Source organism: Bacillus sp. FSL R9-9530 (assembly GCF_038008145.1).
Taxonomy (GTDB): domain Bacteria; phylum Bacillota; class Bacilli; order Bacillales; family Bacillaceae_G; genus Bacillus_A; species Bacillus_A mycoides.
Genome location: NZ_JBBOYO010000001.1, coordinates 4,355,083 through 4,376,383, shown reverse-complemented (window position 1 = coordinate 4,376,383; position 21,301 = coordinate 4,355,083). Strand labels below are relative to the sequence as shown.

Below are 21,301 nucleotides of genomic sequence, written 5' to 3'. Positions count from 1 at the left end.
TTTTTTATAGAAATTATATTAATCATCTTTTAGCCTTAATATCATTAATTACAACAAAAAAACGAGCATCGAATTCATCTCGATGCTCGCCTTTTTATTATACTGCTTTTTCTTTATCTGTTACCGCCGGCTTATCCCAACACTCTGTGTTCGTTAAACCAGGAATAGAATCTGCACTGAATACCGGATCTTTTCCTTGTTTCTTTTGTTTCACATAGTCCGCCAACGCAGCATACGCAAATCGGCCAAGAAGTGTAATCGCAATTAAGTTTGTGATTACCATTAGACCCATAAATAAGTCTGCCATATTCCATACAACTTGAAGCGTCGCAATAGAACCGAATAATACCATTCCCACTACCGCAATACGGTAAATCGTTAACCAAGTTTTACTTTTCTTAATAAACTCAATATTCGTTTCACCATAATAGTAGTTTCCTAGAAGTGAACTAAATGCAAATAAGAAAATGATAATCGCTAAGAAGCTACTTGCCCATGGGCCAATTTGTGAACTTAATGCATTTTGCGTTAATTCAATACCTTCTAAATTTGTTGCCTTATATGCACCAGAACATAGTACGATAAACGCTGTTGATGTACATACTAAGAACGTATCTACTAAAACACCGATTGTTTGAATAAATCCTTGTTTAGCTGGATGTGTTACATCCGCTGTTGCAGCCGCGTTTGGCGCACTACCCATACCTGCTTCGTTCGCAAATAATCCGCGTTGAATACCAAACTTCATTGCAGCACCGATACCGCCACCTACAGCTGAATCTAAACCAAATGCCCCTTTAAAGATTTCTGTAAACATATCCGGTATTAAATAATAATTTTTAATAACGACGAAAATTGCTACTGCAATATAAATAAGCGCCATTGGCGGAACGATCATTTCAGACATACGCGCAATACTTTTTACACCACCAAAAATAATCACCGCAACTAATACCGCTAACACAATCCCAACAACGTAACGCTCAATACCAAAAGCATTTTTAAATGCTAATGTAACTGTATTTGCTTGTACGGAGTTGAAAATTAATCCGTAAGTAATTGTAATTAGAATAGAGAACCAAATTCCCATCCAACGTTTATTTAAACCTTTTTCCATATAATAAGCAGGACCACCACGGAAGCCACTGCCATCTTTTATTTTATAAATTTGCGCAAGCGTACTTTCTACGAAACTTGAAGACGCCCCAATAATCGCAATAACCCACATCCAAAATACAGCTCCAGGTCCTCCCATAGAAATAGCTAGCGCTACACCAGCTAAGTTCCCGATACCAATACGAGCTGCTGAACTCATACAAAATGCTTGGAATGACGATACACTTCCCTTTTTACGTGTCTTTCCAGTTAATCCATCACTCATTAATCGAACCATTTCCCCTAAATGAGTAATTTGTACGAATTTCAATTTAATAGAAAAATAAAGACCTAAACCAATTAACATTGCAATAAGAATATATGACCAAAGAATTGTATTCGTTGACGAAACAAATTGCTCTAAAATATCCATACAATTAACCCCTCCTTTTCTCCATAAAACGAATTATATTTAAAAAACATTTAAAAATCAACATTTTTCGACAATTTACTCTTTTCCAAATGTTAGTGATTTATAACGTAACAATCTTTTTATGACTCTCCTCCCTTTAAATGTACATACTAAAACAAAAAATAAATCTACAAACAACACCATTGACAAAAATACCAACCTGTAACTATAATAGTTACATCAGGTTGTAACAAACCTAATTACAATACATTCATTTACTTTCAGATATACATTTTAACAAAACACTTTGGAGGGATTTATTATGAAAATCGGAATCATCGGAGCAACTGGTAAAGCAGGAAGTCGTATTTTAAAAGAAGCATTAGATCGCGGACATGAAGTAACTGCAATCGTAAGAAACGCTGCAAAAATTACAGAAGAAAATATAAAAGTTTTAGAGAAAGATGTATTCGCTCTGACATCTAATGAACTACAAGCATTTGATGTAGTTGTAAATGCATTCGGCGCTCCAGCAGGAGAAGAACATCTTCACGTAGATGCAGGAAACGTACTAATTGAAGCTATGAAAGGTGCACCTAACACAAAATTACTTGTAGTTGGCGGCGCTGGAAGCTTATTTGTAGACGAAGAGAAAACAACGCGTGTATTTGATACGCCAGGTTTCCCAAATGAATACCTTGCAACAGCTCAAAACCAAGGTAAAAACTTAGAAATTCTGCAACAAACAAACGATATTACCTGGACATTCATCAGCCCTTCTGCACTATTTGCATTAGGAAAACGCACAGGCTCTTATACAGCTGGAAAAGACAACCTTCTTGTTAACTCAAAAGGTGATAGCTACGTAAGTTACGAAGACTTCGCAGTTGCAGCACTTGATGAAATCGAAAATCCAAAACACGTAAACGAACGCTTCACAGTAGTTTCTGAAGCTGAGTAATAGAAAAAGCTCGTAAACATTATGTTTACGAGCTTTTTTATTTCTGTTAAGCCTTTATCTCTTGTATACCTTCTACTCTTTCAAAACCTTTTTCTGTAATTTTAAAGAATACATCATGCACACCATACTGTGTATTCACTTCTACATTCTTTTTGTACACTTTAAATCGATCAAATTCCGCTTGATATACTTTTACTACATCACCATATTCAAACGAAATACCATTAAATTGTTCTGCAAATACTTTCGTATTTTCCGTTCCTTCTAATACCATTTGCTTTTTCTCTTTTCCATCCTTATCAAATACAGCTAGTCCCATATATTGTTCACCTTTAAACTGAGTATGAACTGGACCTTCTGAACCTACTGTACTTAACTTTTTATTCTCATGATTGATTGTGATAATCGATTTAACATTCGTTCCACCATACCATGTACCAAAGAACATAATGCTATCACCGTAAATGACTTCTAATGACACTTCCGTCACTTTCTTATTTCCAAAACGATCTTTCGTTTCTACTTTTACTTTTTGTTCTCCCAATTTCGTTGTATTTGGCTTTTCAACAAAGCCTACTACCTCTCCATCTTTTACTTGAACAAAATTTTTCGCGTCTAACTTTTCAACTTCCGTTCCAATTTCTACTTGTTGCGGTACTGGTGTTACTTCCTGCTGAGCTGCCATTCTTTCGAAACCTTGCTCCGTAACTTTAAAGAATATTTCATGAACGCCATACTGTGCATCCACGAATTCATTCTTTTTGTAAACTTTAAATCTATCAAATTCTCTTTGATATACTTTTACTATGTCGCCATATTCAAAAGCCATTCCATTGAATTGTTCTGCAAATGCTTTCGTATTTTCAGACGCTTTTACAGATACTGCTTTCTTCTCTTTTCCATCTTTATCATATATAGTCATTCCCATATACTTCTCATCCGCAAATGACGTATGCATTTTACCTTCTGAATCTGTTGTACCGAATTTCTTCTCTTTATGATTTAACGTTATAACCGATTTAATGTTTGTTCCTCCGTAACTTGTACCAAAGAACATAATGCTATCTTCGTAAATTATTTCTAACGGTACTTCCGTCACTTGCTTATTTCCAAAATGATCTTTTGTTTCTACTTTTACTTTTTGTTCACCGATTTTTGATGTATTCGGTTTTTCTACAAAGCCGATTATTTCTCCGCCTTTTACTTCAACAAAGTTTTTGGCATCTAACTTTTCAACATCTGTTCCCACTACTACTTTTTGCGGTACTGGTGTCACTTCTTGTAAGCCGTCTATTAACTCATATCCTCGCTCTGTAATTTTAAAGAACTTTTCCTTTTTATCTTTAGAAGCACCTTTATCTACAAGTTTATTATCATCATACCAAGTTAAATAATACGGTTCGATATGGTACACTTTCATAATGTCCCCATACTCAAACGACATTCCATCTAACTCTTTTACAAAATTCTTTAATCCTTCTTGCCCTTCCGCTGAAACACTTTTCTTTTCATTTCCGTTTGCATCATATATTGTAATACCTGCATACTTTTGGTTTCGATAACTATGATCTAATATATTCCTTACTAATGTCGTATTAAATTTCTTATCTTTATGATCTAAAGTTACCACAGAGTTTGTATTCCAATATGTTTTAAACACCATACTATCACCATACACAACGTTCACTGGTACAGGAATTGCATTTACATTACCTTCTGCATCCACAATTTCTACATTTACAATTTGGTTTCCGTTTTCTTGTTTAAGCCATACTATTTTACCTGTTACTTTTACATTTGCTCCTAAGTTCTTTACAAGTTCACTCGCCTTTTTCCCATCAAATTCTGTACCTATTAAAATATCTGGTACTGTATTAACCGCTTCACCATAAGGAATTTTGTATACTTCAACTTGTTTTTCACGAATCGGATTACTATCTCTCGATAACCATATTTCATTTTTCGGTTCAGGTAATTGTAGTTTATTTACTTTTTCTACCGTATCCGCCTCTGCATGTAATCCCCACTTTGCAAAGTAAGAAATTAAATTTTGTCCCGATGCTTTTGAAGCCATGTATATAAACATTTGCTTTTTCTCTCTATCTCCAATAACTTCGTCAGTATCTAGCATAGGGTATTCTATATCAGATAACGCTCTATACATTTGATGTAACTTCGGATAGAATTGATCGCCATACACTAAATGTAACTGCCAGAACATAATAACCGGATCAGATGTATCAAAGTTTTTTTGATCATCTGGTTGGTTCAAATACGCAAACGCTTTTTCATACCTGCCATCTCTCTCCATGCGAGACTGATTTCCAAAGGCTACTTGCACAGCTAAACTATAAATATTAACAGTAGTTTCTCCCATTCCCGTCCACTGCCAAGGTGCTTGTTGATGCAAGTGTCCTACTTCATGCCACGGTCCCCACCCATCCTTCGTAAGTTCTTCTGTATTCAACACCTTATCCATAACATCTGGAACATATGCAGTATGGTAGTGCGTTGCAAACATAAAGTCTCCATCTTCTGGTATTCTTTTTTCAACAAACTGCACATAATGGCTTGGAGACTTCGCAACCCCAATACCATCTTCAGATAAACCTGCCACTGAATTTTCCATTTTTATAATCTTATCATGCAGTTGCATTAACTCTACCGGGTCTGTATCTCCCATATGATTTTTCACAGCATCATAACTTGCAGTAACTAAGCTTCTCTCTCCCTTCAATTCTACTGCGTAAGGGTTTTTATACTTTTTCAGCATTTCATTCCAATCTTTTTTCGTATGTTTTCCTAATATAAATAACGGGAAGTGACTACCACCATTTTCAACTTTTGCAGTTACCTCTCCACTATCATTTAAGTTATAAAAATACAAAATCCCGCCATTAGGGGACTTAATTACATTTTTACCAGGCTTTAAATCAAACTCTTTAAAGCCTTCTACATCATAAGATCTCGTTCCAATAAAAGCTTTAATTGACTCGTTCCCTTTTATTTCAATAGTAATGTCCTCATTAGGCTTCGCATAAATTCCAGTTGGCTCATTCGCAGATAAATTCCATTTTTGCTTTAAGCGTTCTCTCTCTTCTTCCACACTACCTTTTCCCGGCAACTGAAACGTTCTCTGCTCAAACACCTCTTCTAAATTCCCACCCTTGTTCTCTTCCAAAGGCGCCGCATATCCTTTTGATGCTTCGAAAGCTACTGGTGATAACAATGTAGATATACATATACCAGCTACTAATACCCTACTCGTCTTTTTCTTCGACATAATCTGTGTCCCCTATTCTTTTTGTCATGCAAACCATCATAGATATATTCATTTACTGCAAAATCAAATTATCTTTATACAACCATTTAAAATACACAGCAAAACTTCACTTACCAATACCGCTCACATTTATTACCTATATGTATTCGCTTTCTTATACAACAAAATTTTTAAGTATAAAATTCCTTCTCATCTCTCTATGTTTTATGATGAGTTCTCCTTTTTACATGATGGGATAATGATAAGAAATAATTTTAATAGGTATTGTTGTCTATACATGAAAAATGTGTATAAAAATATTATTTTTTACAATTCATTCATAGGCATCCATCTATGGACGGTTTTTCCAAAATGAATTGTACATGATTTCTTTCTCGTTAGATAGACATTTCAATTAGATTAATATTACAATTTTATGAATAAAATCCAAAAATCTTAATGTTTATATTTTAAACATTTAATACTATCTCAAAATAAAAACCTGTCCGAAAGATACTATTCTTTCGGACAGGTTTTTATTAATCAAGCATACGTTTCATTATAAATCCTTTTCCGTGTAACCACTCATCCTCAATTTCACCGGTTAAATGGAACCCAATTGATTCATATAATTTTTGCGCAAGTTTGTTTTCTGGATGTATGCTTAAATACATAACTTTGCAATTATATTCTGTTGTAAAATGCTCCATTAACAAACGCAATAATGGTTTTGCATACCCTTTTCCTTGGCATGCACTATCGATGACAAATTGATTTAAATATACAGCCTTTTCTTCTTCCTCAAACCAGCCATACATTGCATATCCAATAGGTATATCACCATCATACAGACCTACGGAAACCGCATCTTCTTTATATTTTTTTCAGCATCAACTAAACAATTTTCAACTGTACTTTCAATAAATTTATGCTGCTGTTCTGTTACTTTTAAGTTAGCAATTTCATGCCGATTTTCTGTCGTTATTTCACAAATACGAAGTTTCATTTTTCATCTCTCTCTCTAATTTCTTGTTTCATTATACCGTACTGATCAAAACATTAATGCTGGCGATGTAAGAAATCCGAAGCATGCAAACAAGAACATATATTGTAGCAATACAAGAAAATATATTTTCCTCCATAATTTTCTTTCACTTGAATTTAACCTTTCAAAAAATATCCCCACTCGTTTTTCTAATATAATAATTTGATATATGTACACATTAAGTCCAAACGGTAAAAGGAAACTAAGCCCTCCCCACCACCAAGACTTTTCATACTTATACAGAAGGATCGCTATATAGACTTGTGAGATAAAAAGAAATAGAGCAATCGCTATAAGTACTATCGTTAACATTACAATATCTTTATCGATTATAATCCCCTCCTTTTTACATCTACAAATAACCACCAAACCGTACATTGTAAAAGCGTCAGCCATATAATGAAAAGTACCGAAGATCCATTCATTGCATATACAAACTGTCTTACTAAAGATAATGGCTCTGTAAATAAATGAATCGAATGGAAACGCAAAAACCTTCCAATAAATATCCCGATACTAGAAAGTAATATAAAAACAAAGAGCATACCTTTTCTCCATTTCGTCTGTAAAAGATTGTTCACTTGTTTCAGCATAAGAATGTAATAATAAATTGCGATTATGACTCCACTTGTTAATACAAAAAAGTTTTTCCACTCTTCAAGTACTAGTCCTTTTTTATAATTAAACTCATATATATTTAGATGAATTAAATCTGTTACTACGTAAAACACATTCGGTGATAGTAGTATGAAAATAATATAAAATAGGCTACTCACCGGTATTTCACTTTTCTGTTTCACTTTAAATAATGGCAATAAAAAAGAAAGTTCTAGTGCAGCAAAGGCAAGGAACATATTCAAAATCATAAACGAGTATTTTATATCAAAAATAATTAAAATAGACAGGTAAATAAAAAAACTAATTCGCGCCTTTGAACGTTCATTCACGGTGTATCTCCCCTTATATATCGTAAATTATTTCTTAATTTTAACAGCATGTTGTAAAAACTATAATCTAGATACATTACAGCAACCTTACAAAAATGTAAGCATACAAAAAAAGCACTGGAACATACCAGTGCTTTTCTTTAATCTTTTATCTTTTATCTTGATTTGGTTTATGTGGTTCGTTTGGAGTATACGGTTTATTTGGTTTATTATCATGACCATTTGCTTTTTTCCAACTTACCGCCAACTCTGGACTTGTTTTTTCTTCACTACGCTCAAGTAATACAACTGCATTTTGAATCGTTGGTGTTCCTTTATGAGCAATCCCTTGTAATTTCGTTAAATTTCCTGATACTTTAAAGCTAAATCCACCCGCTGGTGTTTGTTTCGGAATTAAAATGCGGAATTTCTCTCCTACATTAAATTCAGTTTTCGCTTCGCCTTTTTCATTTGCAAATTTCGCGCCTTCTGGAGCACCTGTTGCTTGCACCTTATACGTTCCACTTTTCGCATTTGTTTCTACTGTATATAACCCTGTTTCAAAGAAATCATTTTTCAATACTGCTTGTTGTTCTTCTGATGGTACTACACTCATCGTAATTTCTTGTAGTTCTTCACTAGCGTTTGCTTTCGCAACGATATCTTTCGTTACTTTTTCTACATTTTTATTACGGAAATCTAAATCGTTAATATCAATTTGTTTTAACGCATTCCACACCGCAAGCTGCGTTGCGTAATGTGCCTCTCTCCAATCGGAAACACCTAATTCTTGTGGGCTCTTCTGCGGATACCCGTTTAATAGTACACGGTATACGTTAATATCTACTTTACCCATTTCAGGTAAATCTTGGCCGCTCGGAGATTTCAAATCCACATTTAAGCAAAAAGCAATTTTGCCATCTGCTGTTTTAATAAGCTCTGTTCGAATTGGTTTTTTCTTTGACTTACTATAACTCCAATCCATTTGATACTTCGTGTGATCCATAACCTCTGCGGATGCCTTTTGAAGTGGGAATAATAAGTTCGCAAATACAAATAAAACACTCAAAAAAGCGGCCATTAGCTTGAACGATCGTTTTATATTCATGTCTACAACCCCTTATAAAATAACAAATTTACTACTATGTATTATTTAGTTAGAAAAGTTTTTTATGCATAGACAAAACAAAAAAGAGTGCAAACTTTTTTGCACCCTTTGAACTTACCTCTATTAGAAATCAAAGTTATCAGGATCTGGACCAACGCGGTGGTTCTGATTTAAAGCATCAATCTTTTCCATATCTTCTTTTGTTAATTCGAAGTCGAATATATTAGCATTCGCAATAATACGCTGTTCTTTCGTTGATTTCGGAATCGTTACAACTTCATTTTGAAGATCCCAACGTAAAATGATTTGCGCTGTTGTTTTACCGTACTTATCAGCAACTTCTTGTAAAGTTTCATTATCTAATAATTGCCCTTGCATAAGTGGTGACCATGCTTCCATTTGGATTCCTTGTTCTTTACAGAAAGCTTGTAGTTCTTTCTGCGTTAAACGCGGGTGATACTCTACTTGGTTAATCATCGGCTTAATTTCCGCACCTTCCAATACGTCTTTCAGATGATGGATTTGGAAGTTACTTACGCCAATTGCACGCACGCGTTCTTCTTTATAAAGTGTTTCTAACGCTCTCCACGAATCTTTATATTTCCCTTCAACAGGCCAATGGACAAGATATAAATCTAAATAATCTAGTTCTAATTTTTTTAAGCTCTCTTCGTATGCAGCAAGTGTCGTTTCATATCCTTGATCTGCGTTCCACACTTTTGAAGTAATGAATAAATCTTCTCGAGAAATTCCTGCTTCTTTTATACCAGCGCGAATGCCTTCTCCAACTGCTTTTTCATTTCCATAAATCGCAGCTGTATCAATGCTACGGTATCCTTCTTTAATGGCTACTTTCACAGCCTCTACAAGTTCCGGTCCATCTTCTACTTTAAATACACCTAAACCGAACCAAGGCATTTCCACACCGTTATGCAATGTTGTTTTACTTTGTAAATTTTTCATTATATTTTTCTCTCCTTTATTTTGCTTGATCTCTTTTTTCTAAGTTCATACTCCAAGCTGTTAAAATAACAGCGCCTACTACCATAATGCCGCCTACCCAAGCTGTATGAATTAATCCTAACGAGTTCGTTACAATACCGCCCAAATAAGCCCCAAGAGCAATTCCTGCGTTAAATGCTGCAATATTCATTGCTGATGCGATATCAACGGCACTCGGCACGAAACGCTCAGCCAATATAACGACATACACTTGTAGTCCTGGAACATTCATAAACGCGAATAGCCCCATAAAAATAATTGTGATAAGCCCCGCTACTTGAAACGGCGCTGTAAATGTTAGTACGAATAATACAATTGCTTGAATAAAGAACATGTAAAATAGTGCACGAATTGGATTATGATTCGATAATTTTCCGCCGACCATATTCCCAATCGCAATTGCAATCCCGTACACTAACAAAATGATTGTAACGGTACTCGATTTAAATCCTGTTACTTCTTGTAATAGCGGAGATAAATACGTAAATGTTACGAATGTTCCTCCGTATCCTAATGCAGTAATGACGAAAACAAGTAAGAGTCTTCCGTTCGTGATAAGTTTGAATTGATCACGAAATGATACTCGTGTACCCTTTTTTAAGTTAGACGGAATTAACATGCTGTTTGCGACTAAGGCAATAATTCCAATGACCACAATCACCATAAAAGATGCTCTCCAGCCAAATTGTTGACCAATAAACGTTCCAATTGGTACACCTGTAATCGTCGCAACGGTTAAACCAGTAAACATAAATGCTATTGCACTAGCACGTTTATTCTCTGGTACAAGTGCAGCCGCAATTGTGGATCCTATCGACATAAAAACGCCGTGTGCAAACGCAGATACAACCCTCGCCATAAGCAACACAGTAAAACTTGTTGCCACTGCCGCAATTCCATTACCAATAATGAAAATAATCATAATCCACATTAATAACGTCTTTCGCGACATACTAGCTGTTAATGACGTTAATACTGGGGCACCAAACGCTACCCCTAATGCATATAAAGAAACGGTTAAACCCGCTGTTGTAACAGAAACATGTAAATCTTCCGAAATAGATGGTAATAAACCGACACTAATAAACTCGGTTGTACCAATTCCAAATGCACTAATTGCTAGCGCTAATAAAGCAAACATACTTCTTCGATTCGTCTGAACAGCCGAAGATGATACTGCATATGAATTCAATTGAACTCCTCCTTAATGCGAGAAATCCAATCATAATAGTATGATAAAAAGGCCTTTTTATCTTCTACAAAAATAATGTTACTGCTGATATATGCTATTATGAATGGCTTCACTCTTTTTTTGAAGAACGCACTTTAAAGTACGATAGGTACCAAAAAGTAACATAGGTACTTTTTAGTACCGTACTACTCATTTCCCTCTTACGTATGCTATTATGGAACATATTCAACATGATAAAAAGTACGTACTTTAAAGTGCTATAGGTACTTTTTAGTAACATTTAAATTATTTGGCTTCTTTTGTTGGAGAACTGAAATCTACATTCATCAAAGGAGATTTTTATATGAAGAAATATAATATTCCCGTTGAAGCGACTTTAGAGGTTATCGGCGGAAAATGGAAAGTCGTTATTCTTTGCCACTTAACGAAAGGTACAAAGAGAACGAGTGAATTAAAACGTCTCATGCCTGGTATTACACAAAAGATGTTAACACAGCAATTACGCGAATTAGAAGAAGACGGAGTTATTCAAAGAAAGGTATACAATCAAGTACCACCGAAAGTAGAATATTCTCTTACAGACTACGGTTGGTCTTTAGAATCCATTCTTGATTCTCTTTGTACTTGGGGCGAATGCCACCTTGAAAAAAGCGGTAACACATCAATGCTAATTACAGAAGGTGAACAATAAAAAAAGGAAAAAATGAACATAAATTTGTCCATTTCCTCCTTTTTTTCTTTATATATATGTACATTTTTAAGATAGATAAAATAATTTATGCGCTTTCATGCCTTGTCAGTACTAGGTTACAGAATCAATATCAAATAATTAGGAATCATTTTTATGTTAACATACGTGTATATAGTATATAATATAGGATATATATTATATACACTTTCCGATAAGGGAACTTTCCATTATGCGGACAAGCCATGTATCGGACAGTTCATAAATAATAGGTAGGACATTATGGTTTTGGATTTATGATTTCAGCTTACTTGCTGTCATAAATTTAAAGGCATTTTATTGTGCTTTGTGAAACTTTGTATAAAGTTTCGCAAGTGTTTACTATCTTACCTATAAAAAATAAGAGTATTGCTATCGTAAAGGAGAATTGGAGATGCCAGAAACTATGACTCAAACAAAGCCAGAACAAGAAACTGTACAAATTTCTGCTAGCCAAGGACAACTTGATGTACTTGATCAGTTGTTAAAACCTGAGGTACAAGAATCATTAACAACACTAGTAGAACAGCTTCCAAAATTAACTGAGCTTGTTAACATTTTAACTAAGTCTTATGACTTCGCTCAAACTGTTGCTACTGATGAAGTATTAAAAAGCGACACTGTTAGTGCAATCACAGAGCTTGTAGAACCTGTAAAAGATACAGTGAAAAGCATGGCTGCAACTGCTATCGAAGCGAAAGATCGTGCTGATGAAAGCAACGAAGTTATCGGCCTGTTCGGTCTATTAAAATTACTAAAAGACCCACAAGCACAAAAAATGTTCCGCTTTGTGAACGCATACCTTCAAATTAGTGCAGAACGTAACAATAAATAATTTAACTTATAACAACAATTAGTAAAGACGGGGGATAACATACTATGTCAAAACAAATTGTCATCTTAGGCGCTGGTTATGGCGGTCTTCTTGCCGCTTTAAACGTACGTAAATACTACAGCAAATCAGAAGCACAAGTTACAGTGATTAACCAATACCCAACGCACCAAATCATCACTGAACTACACCGCCTTGCAGCTGGTAACGTTGCTGAGCAAGCAATTGCAATGCCACTTACAAAGCTTTTCAAAGGTAAAGACATCGATCTTAAAATTGCAACAGTTGAGTCATTCTCAGTTGATAGCAAAGAAATCAAACTAGCTGGTGGCACTACTTTATCTTACGATGCACTTGTAGTTGCTTTAGGAAGTAAAACTGCTTACTTCGGTATTCCAGGACTAGAAGAAAACAGCATGGTATTAAAATCTGCTGCTGATGCAAACAAAATCTACAAACACGTTGAAGACCGTATTCGTGAATACGCTAAAACGAAAAACGAAGCTGATGCTACAATCGTAATCGGTGGTGGCGGATTAACTGGCGTTGAGCTAGTTGGTGAGCTTGCTGACATTATGCCTAAACTTGCAAAAAGCCACGGCGTAAATCCAAAAGAAGTTAAACTTCTTCTTGTTGAAGCAGGTCCAAAAATCCTTCCAGTATTACCAGACCACTTAATCGAACGTGCAACTGCTAGCTTAGAAGCACGCGGTGTTACATTCTTAACAGGTCTTCCTGTAACAAACGTTGCTGGTAATGAAATCGACTTAAAAGACGGTCAAAAAATCGTTGCTAACACATTCGTTTGGACAGGCGGCGTACAAGGTAACCCATTAATTGGTGAATCAGGTCTTGAAGTAAACCGCGGTCGTGCAACTGTTGATGCACATCTACAATCTACTTCTCACAAAGACGTATTCGTTGCTGGAGACAGCGCTGTTGTCTTCTCTCCAGACGGTCGTCCATACCCACCAACTGCACAAATCGCTTGGCAAATGGGTGAGTTAATTGGATACAACTTATACGCAGCACTAGAAGGCAAAGCATTCGAAGAGTTCGCACCTATCAACTCTGGAACACTTGCTAGTCTAGGACGTAAAGATGCTGTTGCTACAATCGGAGCAAGCAATACTCCGCTTAAAGGTTTACCAGCATCATTAATGAAAGAAGCAAGTAACGTTCGTTACTTATCACACATTAAAGGTCTATTCAGCTTAGCATACTAATCTGAATATAAGCCCGAATCATGCCCTGCATGGTTCGGGCTATTTTTATCCCGCTATTTGCGGGCTGATAATCAGTGGGGATGAACAAAATCCCCCACTGATTAAAGTTTCACTTTATCCGTAATTTTCTCTAACTTATTTATTCGACAAAAGAATAATATAACCTCTTTAATTATCAAAATATACTGACTTTTTTATGTCGAAATTGTGTATATGAAAAGAGCGGAAGTAGATATCTTCCCTACTTCCGCTCTTTCACAAGAACTATTCTCCTAATTCCACTAAGCTGTAGTTCTTCTTCCCTTTACGAATAATGATGAATCGTCCATCAAATGAATTTTCTACAGTAACATCCCTACTGACATCCGTTACTTTTTCACCATTCATAGATATAGCCCCATTATTAATATCTTCACGCGCTTGACGTCTAGAAGGTTCAATTCCTAAATCAACTAGCCACTCTACGATATTTTTCGTCTCTTTTGAAGATTGGAATGTCGGCATCTCTTTAAAGCCTTGTTCAATTTCATCAGCTGTTAACGACTTAATATCTCCGCTAAATAACGCTGCTGTAATTTTCACTGCCTGTAAAAATGCTTCTTCTCCATGAACGAATTTCGTCATTTCTTCCGCTAATACTTTTTGTGCTTCACGTTTATGAGGCTCTGTTTCTACCTTCGCTGCTAATTCATCAATTCGCTCTTTCGTTAAGAACGTAAAGTATTTCAAGTATTTAATTACATCACGGTCATCTGTATTCACCCAGAACTGGTAAAATTCAAACGGTGTTGTCTTTTCCGGATCAAGCCAAATAGCACCACCTGCTGATTTACCAAACTTCGTACCATCTGATTTTAATAATAATGGAATCGTTAATCCGAATACTTTCGCTTCATGACCTTCTAACTTACGAATTAAATCTAAACCACTCGTAATATTTCCCCATTGATCACTACCACCAATTTGCAATTGAACATCTTCTTTTGTGTATAAATGATGAAAATCCATCGCTTGCAAGATTTGGTACGTGAATTCTGTGAAAGAAATCCCTGTATCTAAACGACTTGCGACAATATCTTTCGCTAACATGCTATTTATGCTAAAGTTTTTTCCGTAATCACGTAAAAACTCGATAATGTTTATTTTATGTGTCCAGTCATAGTTATTTACCATCTTCACTTCGCTATTCCCGCCAAAGTCAAATAGCTTTTTCATTTGCGCTGTTAACGCATCTACATTATGCTGCACCACTTCTAAAGTTTGCAGTTGACGCTCTGATTGACGTCCACTTGGATCACCAATTGTTCCTGTTGCCCCGCCAATTAAAATAACCGGATGATGGCCAGCTAATTGAAATCTTTTCATCATCATGAACGGAATCAAATGTCCGATATGCATACTATCACCAGTCGGATCAACTCCGCAGTATAGTGAAATCTTTTTCTCTTCTACTAACTCACGTAAACCTTCTTCATCAGTCTGCTGATTCACAGCACCGCGCCATTCTAATTCATCAATAATATTCATCTTTTGTCATCCCCTTTATTTTTTTGAAAACAAAAAAGCCCCTATGTCTACAATAGACATAGGGACGATTATTCACCGTGTTACCACCCAGTTTGCATAAATAGCATAGCTATTCATACCACTCTTAGCAATAATATCGATTGCTAGTCCGCTTAGCGTTACCTAAGATACTCCAGAGTGTAATTCACAAGTTTGTTTGTGCTAGGTTCCAGCAACCCCTAGCTCTCTTTAATAACAGTGACAAACTGCTACTGGGCTCTTTCAACGTATATTTTATTTGTTAAATTATTAGCCATTATATTGAATCCAAATCAAATTGTCAACAATACCCAAATGTTATTTCGAAATAATTCATACTTTTATACGTTTTTTATTCAAAGATTACTGTAGATCTTCTCCAATAATCCTTACTTCTCTCTCTAATTTCACACCGAATTTTTCTTCAACAGTTGTTTGTACGAAATGAATTAAATCGATATAATCTTGTGCAGTTCCGTTATCAACATTCACCATAAATCCAGCGTGTTTTAAAGAAACTTCAACTCCGCCAATTCGCTTACCTTGCAGTCCTGATTCTTGAATAAGCTTACCCGCAAAATTATTTGGTGGACGCTTAAATACACTGCCACATGAAGGATACTCTAAAGGTTGTTTTGATTCACGCTTATACGTTAAATCATCCATCTTTTCCTTAATCTCTTCACGCACACCTTCTTCAAGTTCAAACCTCGCTTCAAGAATAATGTAATGATTGTTCGCAAATACACTCTTACGATATCCAAATTCAAATGCATCTTTCGTTAAAGTACGTAGCTCTCCATCACCTGTCATTACGACAGCTTCTGTTAGCACATATGCAACCTCACCGCCATATGCACCAGCATTCATATATAACGCTCCGCCAACTGAACCTGGTATACCACAAGCAAACTCAAGTCCTGTTAAACAGTGATCTAATGCAATTCGTGACACATCAATAATTGCTGCACCACACCCCGCAACAATCGCTGTCCCTGTTACAGTAACATTTGTAATATGAATTAAACTTACTGTAATCCCGCGCAGACCACCGTCTTTAATAATAACATTAGAGCCGTTTCCTAAAAACGTAACTGGAATATTGTATTGATTCGCATACTTTATAACTTCTTGAATTTCATCATAATTCGTAGGAGAAACGAACACATCCGCTTTCCCGCCCACTTTAATATGCGTATGATTCTTTAACATTTCATCTTGCTTCACATGACCTTCAGGCAATACTGTACTTAAATATTTATAAACCTCGTGCATATTCATTTTACGATTCCTCTATTTCTATAATCTTTTTATCCCGCTATATACGGGTCCATAATATCCCCACATAAAAATGCATTACAAAACAACAGCTAACGTGGTGAATACAGTGTACATAAAGCACACCTATAAACCTCTTAAATTATAAGAGGTTCCACTCATATTAAAATATATATCGCATAATAAAGCAACCCAAATGGGCTACTAAACTTGACATGTAACCATATAGACAACAATTTGTAAAATATATAGGCTTTTCAAAGTAATACCCTTCAATATCTTACTATACCATACGAAAGAAAAGTGGTATTTTTTTGTAATCTTTACTTTATTTTCATCAATAAAAAAGAGCACATCCCACAGAATGTGCCCTTTCTATACTTTTTAACTTATTTTTCGTTCTCTTCTTTTTCCTTATCAAACCATAATAGCTCATCGTCATCAACTTCACCATTATAATTGATTAGAATCTCTTCTCCCGCTTTTATATCTTTGTAAGCAAAGAAGTTAAACGTATGATTCTCGAAGACAATATCATACGTTGCATTCGGATTATATGCATGATTAAATAACATGCCGTATCCTAACAGGAATGCCGTATGATTTACCCCATACTCAAATGCGTAGTCAGCAAGTAACGTTTTCTCAATGTGTTCATGCTGTTCATTCGGATAAGAGATAACTGGTGCTGAGTGTATCAACTCACCCTTTTTAATATCACGAGTTGCAAATACCCCTCTATTAAATTCTCCATCACTAAGTTCAGAAGTCTTAACTTCGATCATATGCGTCACCTATATAATTCTTTCTTTGAAGTATTTTATTCCGCTATTTGCGGGGTTCAACTAATAATCAGTAGCGTATAGCCCCACTAATTAAAGTCTCAGTTTATCTCCTTAAGCTTGGCAGAAAACGCGCAGAAAAGCAATTAAATTACTATCAAGTATTCATTTAAATGAAAAAAGAGCACACATGGTGTACCCTTTTAAGAGATATTACTTTTCTAAAATATCTTCTAGCAACTTCACTTGCTCGCTAACAGTATGTAACGTCTTCACCGATGTATCATTTCGATGCTTTTCTTCTTCAACACTCGCTAACACTTCTTCCGTAGCTGCAGAAGTTTGTTGAATTACGTTAGAAGCATGTGTAACGTCCTTTACGATATTCGTCGTTTTAGCTTGGAAACTTTCTTGATGACCAACAATCTCCCTCATTACATCATTAATCGCATCAATAAACTTCCCTAAATCCGTTACATTCGTCAAAACACTTGCTAACATTTCGTTACATTCTTCTTGTACTCTTTCTGACTTCTCTACCTGCACTTCTACTTTACTTGCTTGATTACTAAACTCCTTCAAAATCCCTTGAATTCTCCCCGCAGAACGATTCGATTCTTCAGCAAGCTTTAATACTTCATTCGCTACAATAGCAAAACCTTTTCCATGCTCGCCTGCCCTTGCAGCTTCAATATTTGCATTTAAAGCTAGCAAACTCGTCTGACTTGAAATATTCGTGATTACATCTACAATTTCATTAATTTGTTTCGATTGTGTCATCAATTCTCTAAATATCGTTCCTGATTGTGAAACAACATCATTTAAACTTCTCATGTTAGCTTCAAAATTTCTTAAAGTATTTACACTACCCTTTGAGATTTCCAAACTTTTATCAACACGCATCGACGCATTTCTTACTTGAGAGATGATTTGGTCAATATTTCCCTCCATATCATTCAATACTTCTACTGAACGTGACATCATCTCTGATTGCGATTGAGTTCCCACTGCTACTTCTTCAAAAGCAAAGTTAATTTCACTCATTGACTCCATCGATGTATTCATATTTTGTCTTAAATGATTGAAATTACTATCTAACTTCACAACAGTTTCCTCAATAAGCCTTTGCGTTTCTTCTAACTCCTGAGCTTTCTTCATCACCGCTTGCTTCTCATCCCTTAAACGAGCCAAAAGATTAGAACCAATCTTTGTGACACCCCACATAGCGATCGTTACAATCGCTAACAAGCTTGCGAAATTTGCAGCTTCAGATGACGCTGTATACGCAAAAAATTGATTTGGCCAATAACTACAAAGTATAAATGTAACAACAACTGCTACCCCGCCAAGAATTAAAATAAGACGTTCACTCAAATAAATAAGTGAAACCGCTAATGTAAAATAGACCATTTGAAATACAGCTGGGCTTTCATTAAATGCTTGTACCATAATGAAAGACATAATAAGTAGCATACATGTCATGATGTATTTATACATTGCTTCCATACTTTCTATAAAAGTAAGCAGCGTTCCAAATACTACGATAGAAATACCACACATCCAAAATGCTATTGCTCTCTCTGTAAAAATATATCCGTAATACCCAATCGCTATTATCCCAAGGAAGAAACTACACATCGTGATAAATAGCAATAAATGATTTTTCTGTGATTCTTTCTCAAGGTTAGAAAAACAAGTTCTCTTTAACCACTCCATATATGAAGCCCCACCTTCTACTCATACGTATCGATTACTTCAGCTTGAATACCGCACTCACTGGGTTATGATCGCTATTTTCAAACTTCAAATCTTTCCCTTGTACATTTACAATTTCAACATTCGGTGAAACGATAAAGCCATCAATAATCGTGACGAAATTTTCACCTTCCACATATTTCTTCACATCATCTCTCACAGTCATAACAGACGGATCTACAGCCCACTTAAAGCCACCATCAGTAAAGTCCTTTGGTAACTCTACTAACCACTCAGGACGCTCTTTCACGAACTTCGGATCACTTAACTGAGCGTTAGAAATTAATTGATTCCAGTCTCCGCCCATTATTACATAATCACCATTTTTATAATGCTTGTTCATATATTCTTTTAAATACTCCACTTGCTGCTTTCTAATTTTTCCGCCTTCATCATAAGCAGACAAATGTAAATTTACGAGTCTAACAAATTTCCCATTATTAACAGGAATTTTATGTTCAACAATCGCTCGGTCTAAATCAAATAAACGCTTTGGCCACGGCTCCATTCCAGGAAGCTGAAATCTCTTCGCTGTTTGAACCGTATATTTAGAAAATGTACTTAATCCAGCTTCAGCATATCCCATTGGACTTGTGATTGGTACAGGAACCCATTTTGTATCATAGTTCTTTCCGAACGAAGAAGCATAATCAGGTAGTCCTTTTTTCAAAAATTCATGTCCATTTACATCAAATGATCGCATTGATTTTATATCTATTTCTTGTAATAGCGCAAAATCACTATTCTCATTTTGTAAAAACGAAAGCATATTCTTTAAGTTAGTTTCCGTTTGTTCTTTACTACTTGAACCAGACCCTTTTCCCCCATCCATAAAGAAGTCTTGATCCTTATCTAGTCCAGCATATCCAATATTAAATGTTGTAACTTTAAATTCATTTTCATGCGCAATTACGCGCTCCTTATTGTTTTCCACCTTCAAGCTTATAACATCAGCCGGCTGTTCTTTTGTAAGTGCCATATAAGCTAAAAACCCACCTACAACTCCCACACCTACTAAAATACATATAAGTACTATTTTTAATAACTTTTTCAAACAAACGACTCCTTTTCTAAAACATATGATTTTACTTTTCTTTATTTTCAGTTAAATAAAAAAATGACAGACATACGAAATATTTTATCACACTGAAAACCTTATATCACTATATTTAGTTTATAAGTAAGGATTCCTTATCTTAAACTATTATATAAATACAAAATGCACTAACTTCTCCACTGGAAATTAAACGCAATGTTTAGTACACTATATGTAATAATCATAGGCGATGGAGTTCGCCATAACCGCTGCTTAGCTAATGACTCCTACCAGTATAACTACTGGTAGGAGTCTATTTTTTTGAGCAAGCTATTTAAAGAGGTGAGAAAATTGATTTATATTATCGTTGGCATCGCCGGCATATTAGGAGCCCTTTCCCGCTATTATTTAGGTCTTACTATTCATACATTTTGGCATCATTCTTTTCCATTAGCTACATTACTCATTAACTTAGCCGGCTGCTTCTTATTAGCATGGCTAACTACGTATATCGCCCGGCTAAACATCTTACCTTCAGAGGTTATCACAGGCATCGGGACTGGATTCATCGGTTCCTTTACGACGTTTTCAACATTTAGTGTAGAAACTGTGCAATTAATCAATCATTCTGAATGGAGCACGGCTTTCTTATATGTATCATGTAGCATACTTGGCGGTCTCATTATGTCTGGACTTGGCTATACACTAGGTGATTTCTTAATTAAGAAATCACTTACGGAAGGTGATCACTTATGATGGAAGCTTTATTAGTAGCAACTGGAGGATTTTTCGGTGCGATTACACGATTTGCAATTAGCAATTGGTTTAAAAAAAGAAATAAAACACCCTTTCCAATTGCTACATTCCTTATTAATATAACAGGAGCATTTTTACTCGGGTATATAATTGGCAACGGAGTCTCTACAGAATGGAAATTATTATTAGGAACTGGATTTATGGGCGCATTCACCACATTTTCGACACTTAAATTAGAGTCCATTCAGCTTCTCAATCGCAAAAAAATTTACACATTCCTTTTATATTTAAGTACTACTTACATAATTGGTATCCTATTCGCATTCCTTGGAATGAAGCTCGGTGGAATATAAAAAAGCGA

17 protein-coding genes, 1 pseudogene, 1 riboswitch and 1 other annotated feature are annotated in these 21,301 nt (G+C 35.4%); of the genes and pseudogenes, 6 read left to right on the top strand and 12 right to left on the bottom strand.

The window, feature by feature from the left end; genetic code table 11:
- Positions 1-97: 97 nt before the first annotated feature.
- The gene (locus MKX66_RS21925) at positions 98-1,528 is read right to left on the bottom strand and encodes an alanine/glycine:cation symporter family protein (protein ID WP_215551453.1); all 1,431 of its coding nucleotides are present in this window, start codon (positions 1,526-1,528) and stop codon (positions 98-100) included.
- Between the two features lie 301 nt (positions 1,529-1,829).
- Between MKX66_RS21925 and MKX66_RS21920 the strand changes: the two genes are divergently transcribed.
- Positions 1,830-2,468 (top strand): NAD(P)-dependent oxidoreductase, encoded by a 639-nt coding sequence (locus tag MKX66_RS21920; RefSeq protein WP_215590369.1) that lies wholly within the window; start codon positions 1,830-1,832, stop codon positions 2,466-2,468.
- A 46-nt stretch (positions 2,469-2,514) separates the two neighbouring features.
- On the opposite strand, the gene MKX66_RS21915 is transcribed toward MKX66_RS21920, so the two are convergent.
- The 6 genes and pseudogenes from MKX66_RS21915 to MKX66_RS21885 all read right to left on the bottom strand — a co-directional run bounded on the left by MKX66_RS21915 (position 2,515) and on the right by MKX66_RS21885 (position 10,952).
- Positions 2,515-5,751 (bottom strand): M60 family metallopeptidase, encoded by a 3,237-nt coding sequence (locus MKX66_RS21915; RefSeq protein ID WP_341087130.1) that lies wholly within the window; start codon positions 5,749-5,751, stop codon positions 2,515-2,517.
- A gap of 518 nt (positions 5,752-6,269) precedes the next feature.
- Positions 6,270-6,736: pseudogene (locus MKX66_RS30925) on the bottom strand (GNAT family N-acetyltransferase).
- A gap of 368 nt (positions 6,737-7,104) precedes the next feature.
- Positions 7,105-7,722, bottom strand: a complete 618-nt coding sequence (locus tag MKX66_RS21900; RefSeq protein WP_002143694.1) for a DUF1361 domain-containing protein — start codon at positions 7,720-7,722, stop codon at positions 7,105-7,107.
- Positions 7,723-7,870: 148 nt separating this feature from the next.
- The gene (locus MKX66_RS21895) at positions 7,871-8,809 is read right to left on the bottom strand and encodes a thioester domain-containing protein (RefSeq protein ID WP_016102243.1); all 939 of its coding nucleotides are present in this window, start codon (positions 8,807-8,809) and stop codon (positions 7,871-7,873) included.
- 123 nt (positions 8,810-8,932) lie between these two features.
- Positions 8,933-9,772 carry an aldo/keto reductase gene (locus MKX66_RS21890; RefSeq protein WP_002068247.1) on the bottom strand — a complete coding sequence of 280 codons (840 nt, stop codon included), beginning with the start codon at positions 9,770-9,772 and terminating at the stop codon, positions 8,933-8,935.
- Between the two features lie 16 nt (positions 9,773-9,788).
- Positions 9,789-10,952: an MFS transporter gene (locus MKX66_RS21885; RefSeq protein ID WP_326996767.1), complete on the bottom strand. Its 1,164-nt coding sequence runs from the start codon at positions 10,950-10,952 to the stop codon at positions 9,789-9,791.
- A 394-nt stretch (positions 10,953-11,346) separates the two neighbouring features.
- Here MKX66_RS21885 and MKX66_RS21880 point away from each other — a divergent pair, with 394 nt between their 5' ends.
- The 3 genes from MKX66_RS21880 (at position 11,347) to MKX66_RS21870 (ending at position 13,788) form a co-directional block, all read left to right on the top strand.
- Positions 11,347-11,694, top strand: coding sequence for a winged helix-turn-helix transcriptional regulator (locus tag MKX66_RS21880; protein ID WP_000760478.1), 348 nt, complete (start codon positions 11,347-11,349; stop codon positions 11,692-11,694).
- Positions 11,695-12,124: 430 nt separating this feature from the next.
- Positions 12,125-12,565 carry a DUF1641 domain-containing protein gene (locus MKX66_RS21875; RefSeq protein ID WP_002016003.1) on the top strand — a complete coding sequence of 147 codons (441 nt, stop codon included), beginning with the start codon at positions 12,125-12,127 and terminating at the stop codon, positions 12,563-12,565.
- Between the two features lie 44 nt (positions 12,566-12,609).
- Positions 12,610-13,788: an NAD(P)/FAD-dependent oxidoreductase gene (locus MKX66_RS21870; RefSeq protein WP_002016002.1), complete on the top strand. Its 1,179-nt coding sequence runs from the start codon at positions 12,610-12,612 to the stop codon at positions 13,786-13,788.
- A gap of 264 nt (positions 13,789-14,052) precedes the next feature.
- On the opposite strand, the gene tyrS is transcribed toward MKX66_RS21870, so the two are convergent.
- The 5 genes from tyrS to MKX66_RS21845 form a co-directional block, all read right to left on the bottom strand.
- Positions 14,053-15,315 carry a tyrosine--tRNA ligase gene (tyrS, locus tag MKX66_RS21865; protein WP_341087124.1) on the bottom strand — a complete coding sequence of 421 codons (1,263 nt, stop codon included), beginning with the start codon at positions 15,313-15,315 and terminating at the stop codon, positions 14,053-14,055.
- Between the two features lie 57 nt (positions 15,316-15,372).
- Positions 15,373-15,589: a binding site (T-box leader), on the bottom strand.
- A 107-nt stretch (positions 15,590-15,696) separates the two neighbouring features.
- Complete coding sequence (gene murB / locus MKX66_RS21860; RefSeq protein WP_002016019.1) at positions 15,697-16,614, bottom strand: UDP-N-acetylmuramate dehydrogenase; 918 nt, start codon at positions 16,612-16,614, stop codon at positions 15,697-15,699.
- A gap of 386 nt (positions 16,615-17,000) precedes the next feature.
- The gene (locus MKX66_RS21855) at positions 17,001-17,396 is read right to left on the bottom strand and encodes an SET domain-containing protein (protein WP_000573650.1); all 396 of its coding nucleotides are present in this window, start codon (positions 17,394-17,396) and stop codon (positions 17,001-17,003) included.
- Between the two features lie 210 nt (positions 17,397-17,606).
- On the bottom strand, positions 17,607-19,109 hold the full coding sequence (locus MKX66_RS21850; protein WP_002034679.1) for a DUF4077 domain-containing protein: 1,503 nt from the start codon (positions 19,107-19,109) through the stop codon (positions 17,607-17,609).
- A 34-nt stretch (positions 19,110-19,143) separates the two neighbouring features.
- On the bottom strand, positions 19,144-20,202 hold the full coding sequence (locus tag MKX66_RS21845) for an endonuclease/exonuclease/phosphatase family protein (RefSeq protein ID WP_326996757.1): 1,059 nt from the start codon (positions 20,200-20,202) through the stop codon (positions 19,144-19,146).
- Positions 20,203-20,421: 219 nt separating this feature from the next.
- Positions 20,422-20,481, top strand: a riboswitch (Fluoride riboswitch).
- 54 nt (positions 20,482-20,535) lie between these two features.
- On the opposite strand from MKX66_RS21845, the gene crcB (MKX66_RS21840) reads away from it, so the two are divergent.
- Positions 20,536-20,940, top strand: a complete 405-nt coding sequence (gene crcB, locus MKX66_RS21840) for a fluoride efflux transporter CrcB (protein WP_002143706.1) — start codon at positions 20,536-20,538, stop codon at positions 20,938-20,940.
- On the top strand, positions 20,937-21,293 hold the full coding sequence (gene crcB, locus MKX66_RS21835) for a fluoride efflux transporter CrcB (RefSeq protein WP_193652119.1): 357 nt from the start codon (positions 20,937-20,939) through the stop codon (positions 21,291-21,293). The genes crcB (MKX66_RS21840) and crcB (MKX66_RS21835) overlap by 4 nt, the downstream gene beginning before the upstream one ends.
- Positions 21,294-21,301 lie beyond the last annotated feature (8 nt).

What these genes read in the sequence shown, in the direction of transcription:
- MKX66_RS21925 (WP_215551453.1), bottom strand. Translation starts at nt 1,528, where the DNA reads ATGGATATTTTAGAGCAATTTGTTTCGTCAACGAATACAATTCTTTGG.
- MKX66_RS21920 (WP_215590369.1), top strand. Translation starts at nt 1,830, where the DNA reads ATGAAAATCGGAATCATCGGAGCAACTGGTAAAGCAGGAAGTCGTATT.
- MKX66_RS21915 (WP_341087130.1), bottom strand. Translation starts at nt 5,751, where the DNA reads ATGTCGAAGAAAAAGACGAGTAGGGTATTAGTAGCTGGTATATGTATA.
- MKX66_RS21895 (WP_016102243.1), bottom strand. Translation starts at nt 8,809, where the DNA reads ATGAATATAAAACGATCGTTCAAGCTAATGGCCGCTTTTTTGAGTGTT.
- MKX66_RS21890 (WP_002068247.1), bottom strand. Translation starts at nt 9,772, where the DNA reads ATGAAAAATTTACAAAGTAAAACAACATTGCATAACGGTGTGGAAATG.
- MKX66_RS21885 (WP_326996767.1), bottom strand. Translation starts at nt 10,952, where the DNA reads ATGTTTGCTTTATTAGCGCTAGCAATTAGTGCATTTGGAATTGGTACA.
- MKX66_RS21880 (WP_000760478.1), top strand. Translation starts at nt 11,347, where the DNA reads ATGAAGAAATATAATATTCCCGTTGAAGCGACTTTAGAGGTTATCGGC.
- MKX66_RS21875 (WP_002016003.1), top strand. Translation starts at nt 12,125, where the DNA reads ATGCCAGAAACTATGACTCAAACAAAGCCAGAACAAGAAACTGTACAA.
- MKX66_RS21870 (WP_002016002.1), top strand. Translation starts at nt 12,610, where the DNA reads ATGTCAAAACAAATTGTCATCTTAGGCGCTGGTTATGGCGGTCTTCTT.
- tyrS (WP_341087124.1), bottom strand. Translation starts at nt 15,315, where the DNA reads ATGAATATTATTGATGAATTAGAATGGCGCGGTGCTGTGAATCAGCAG.
- murB (WP_002016019.1), bottom strand. Translation starts at nt 16,614, where the DNA reads ATGAATATGCACGAGGTTTATAAATATTTAAGTACAGTATTGCCTGAA.
- MKX66_RS21855 (WP_000573650.1), bottom strand. Translation starts at nt 17,396, where the DNA reads ATGATCGAAGTTAAGACTTCTGAACTTAGTGATGGAGAATTTAATAGA.
- MKX66_RS21850 (WP_002034679.1), bottom strand. Translation starts at nt 19,109, where the DNA reads ATGGAGTGGTTAAAGAGAACTTGTTTTTCTAACCTTGAGAAAGAATCA.
- crcB (WP_193652119.1), top strand. Translation starts at nt 20,937, where the DNA reads ATGATGGAAGCTTTATTAGTAGCAACTGGAGGATTTTTCGGTGCGATT.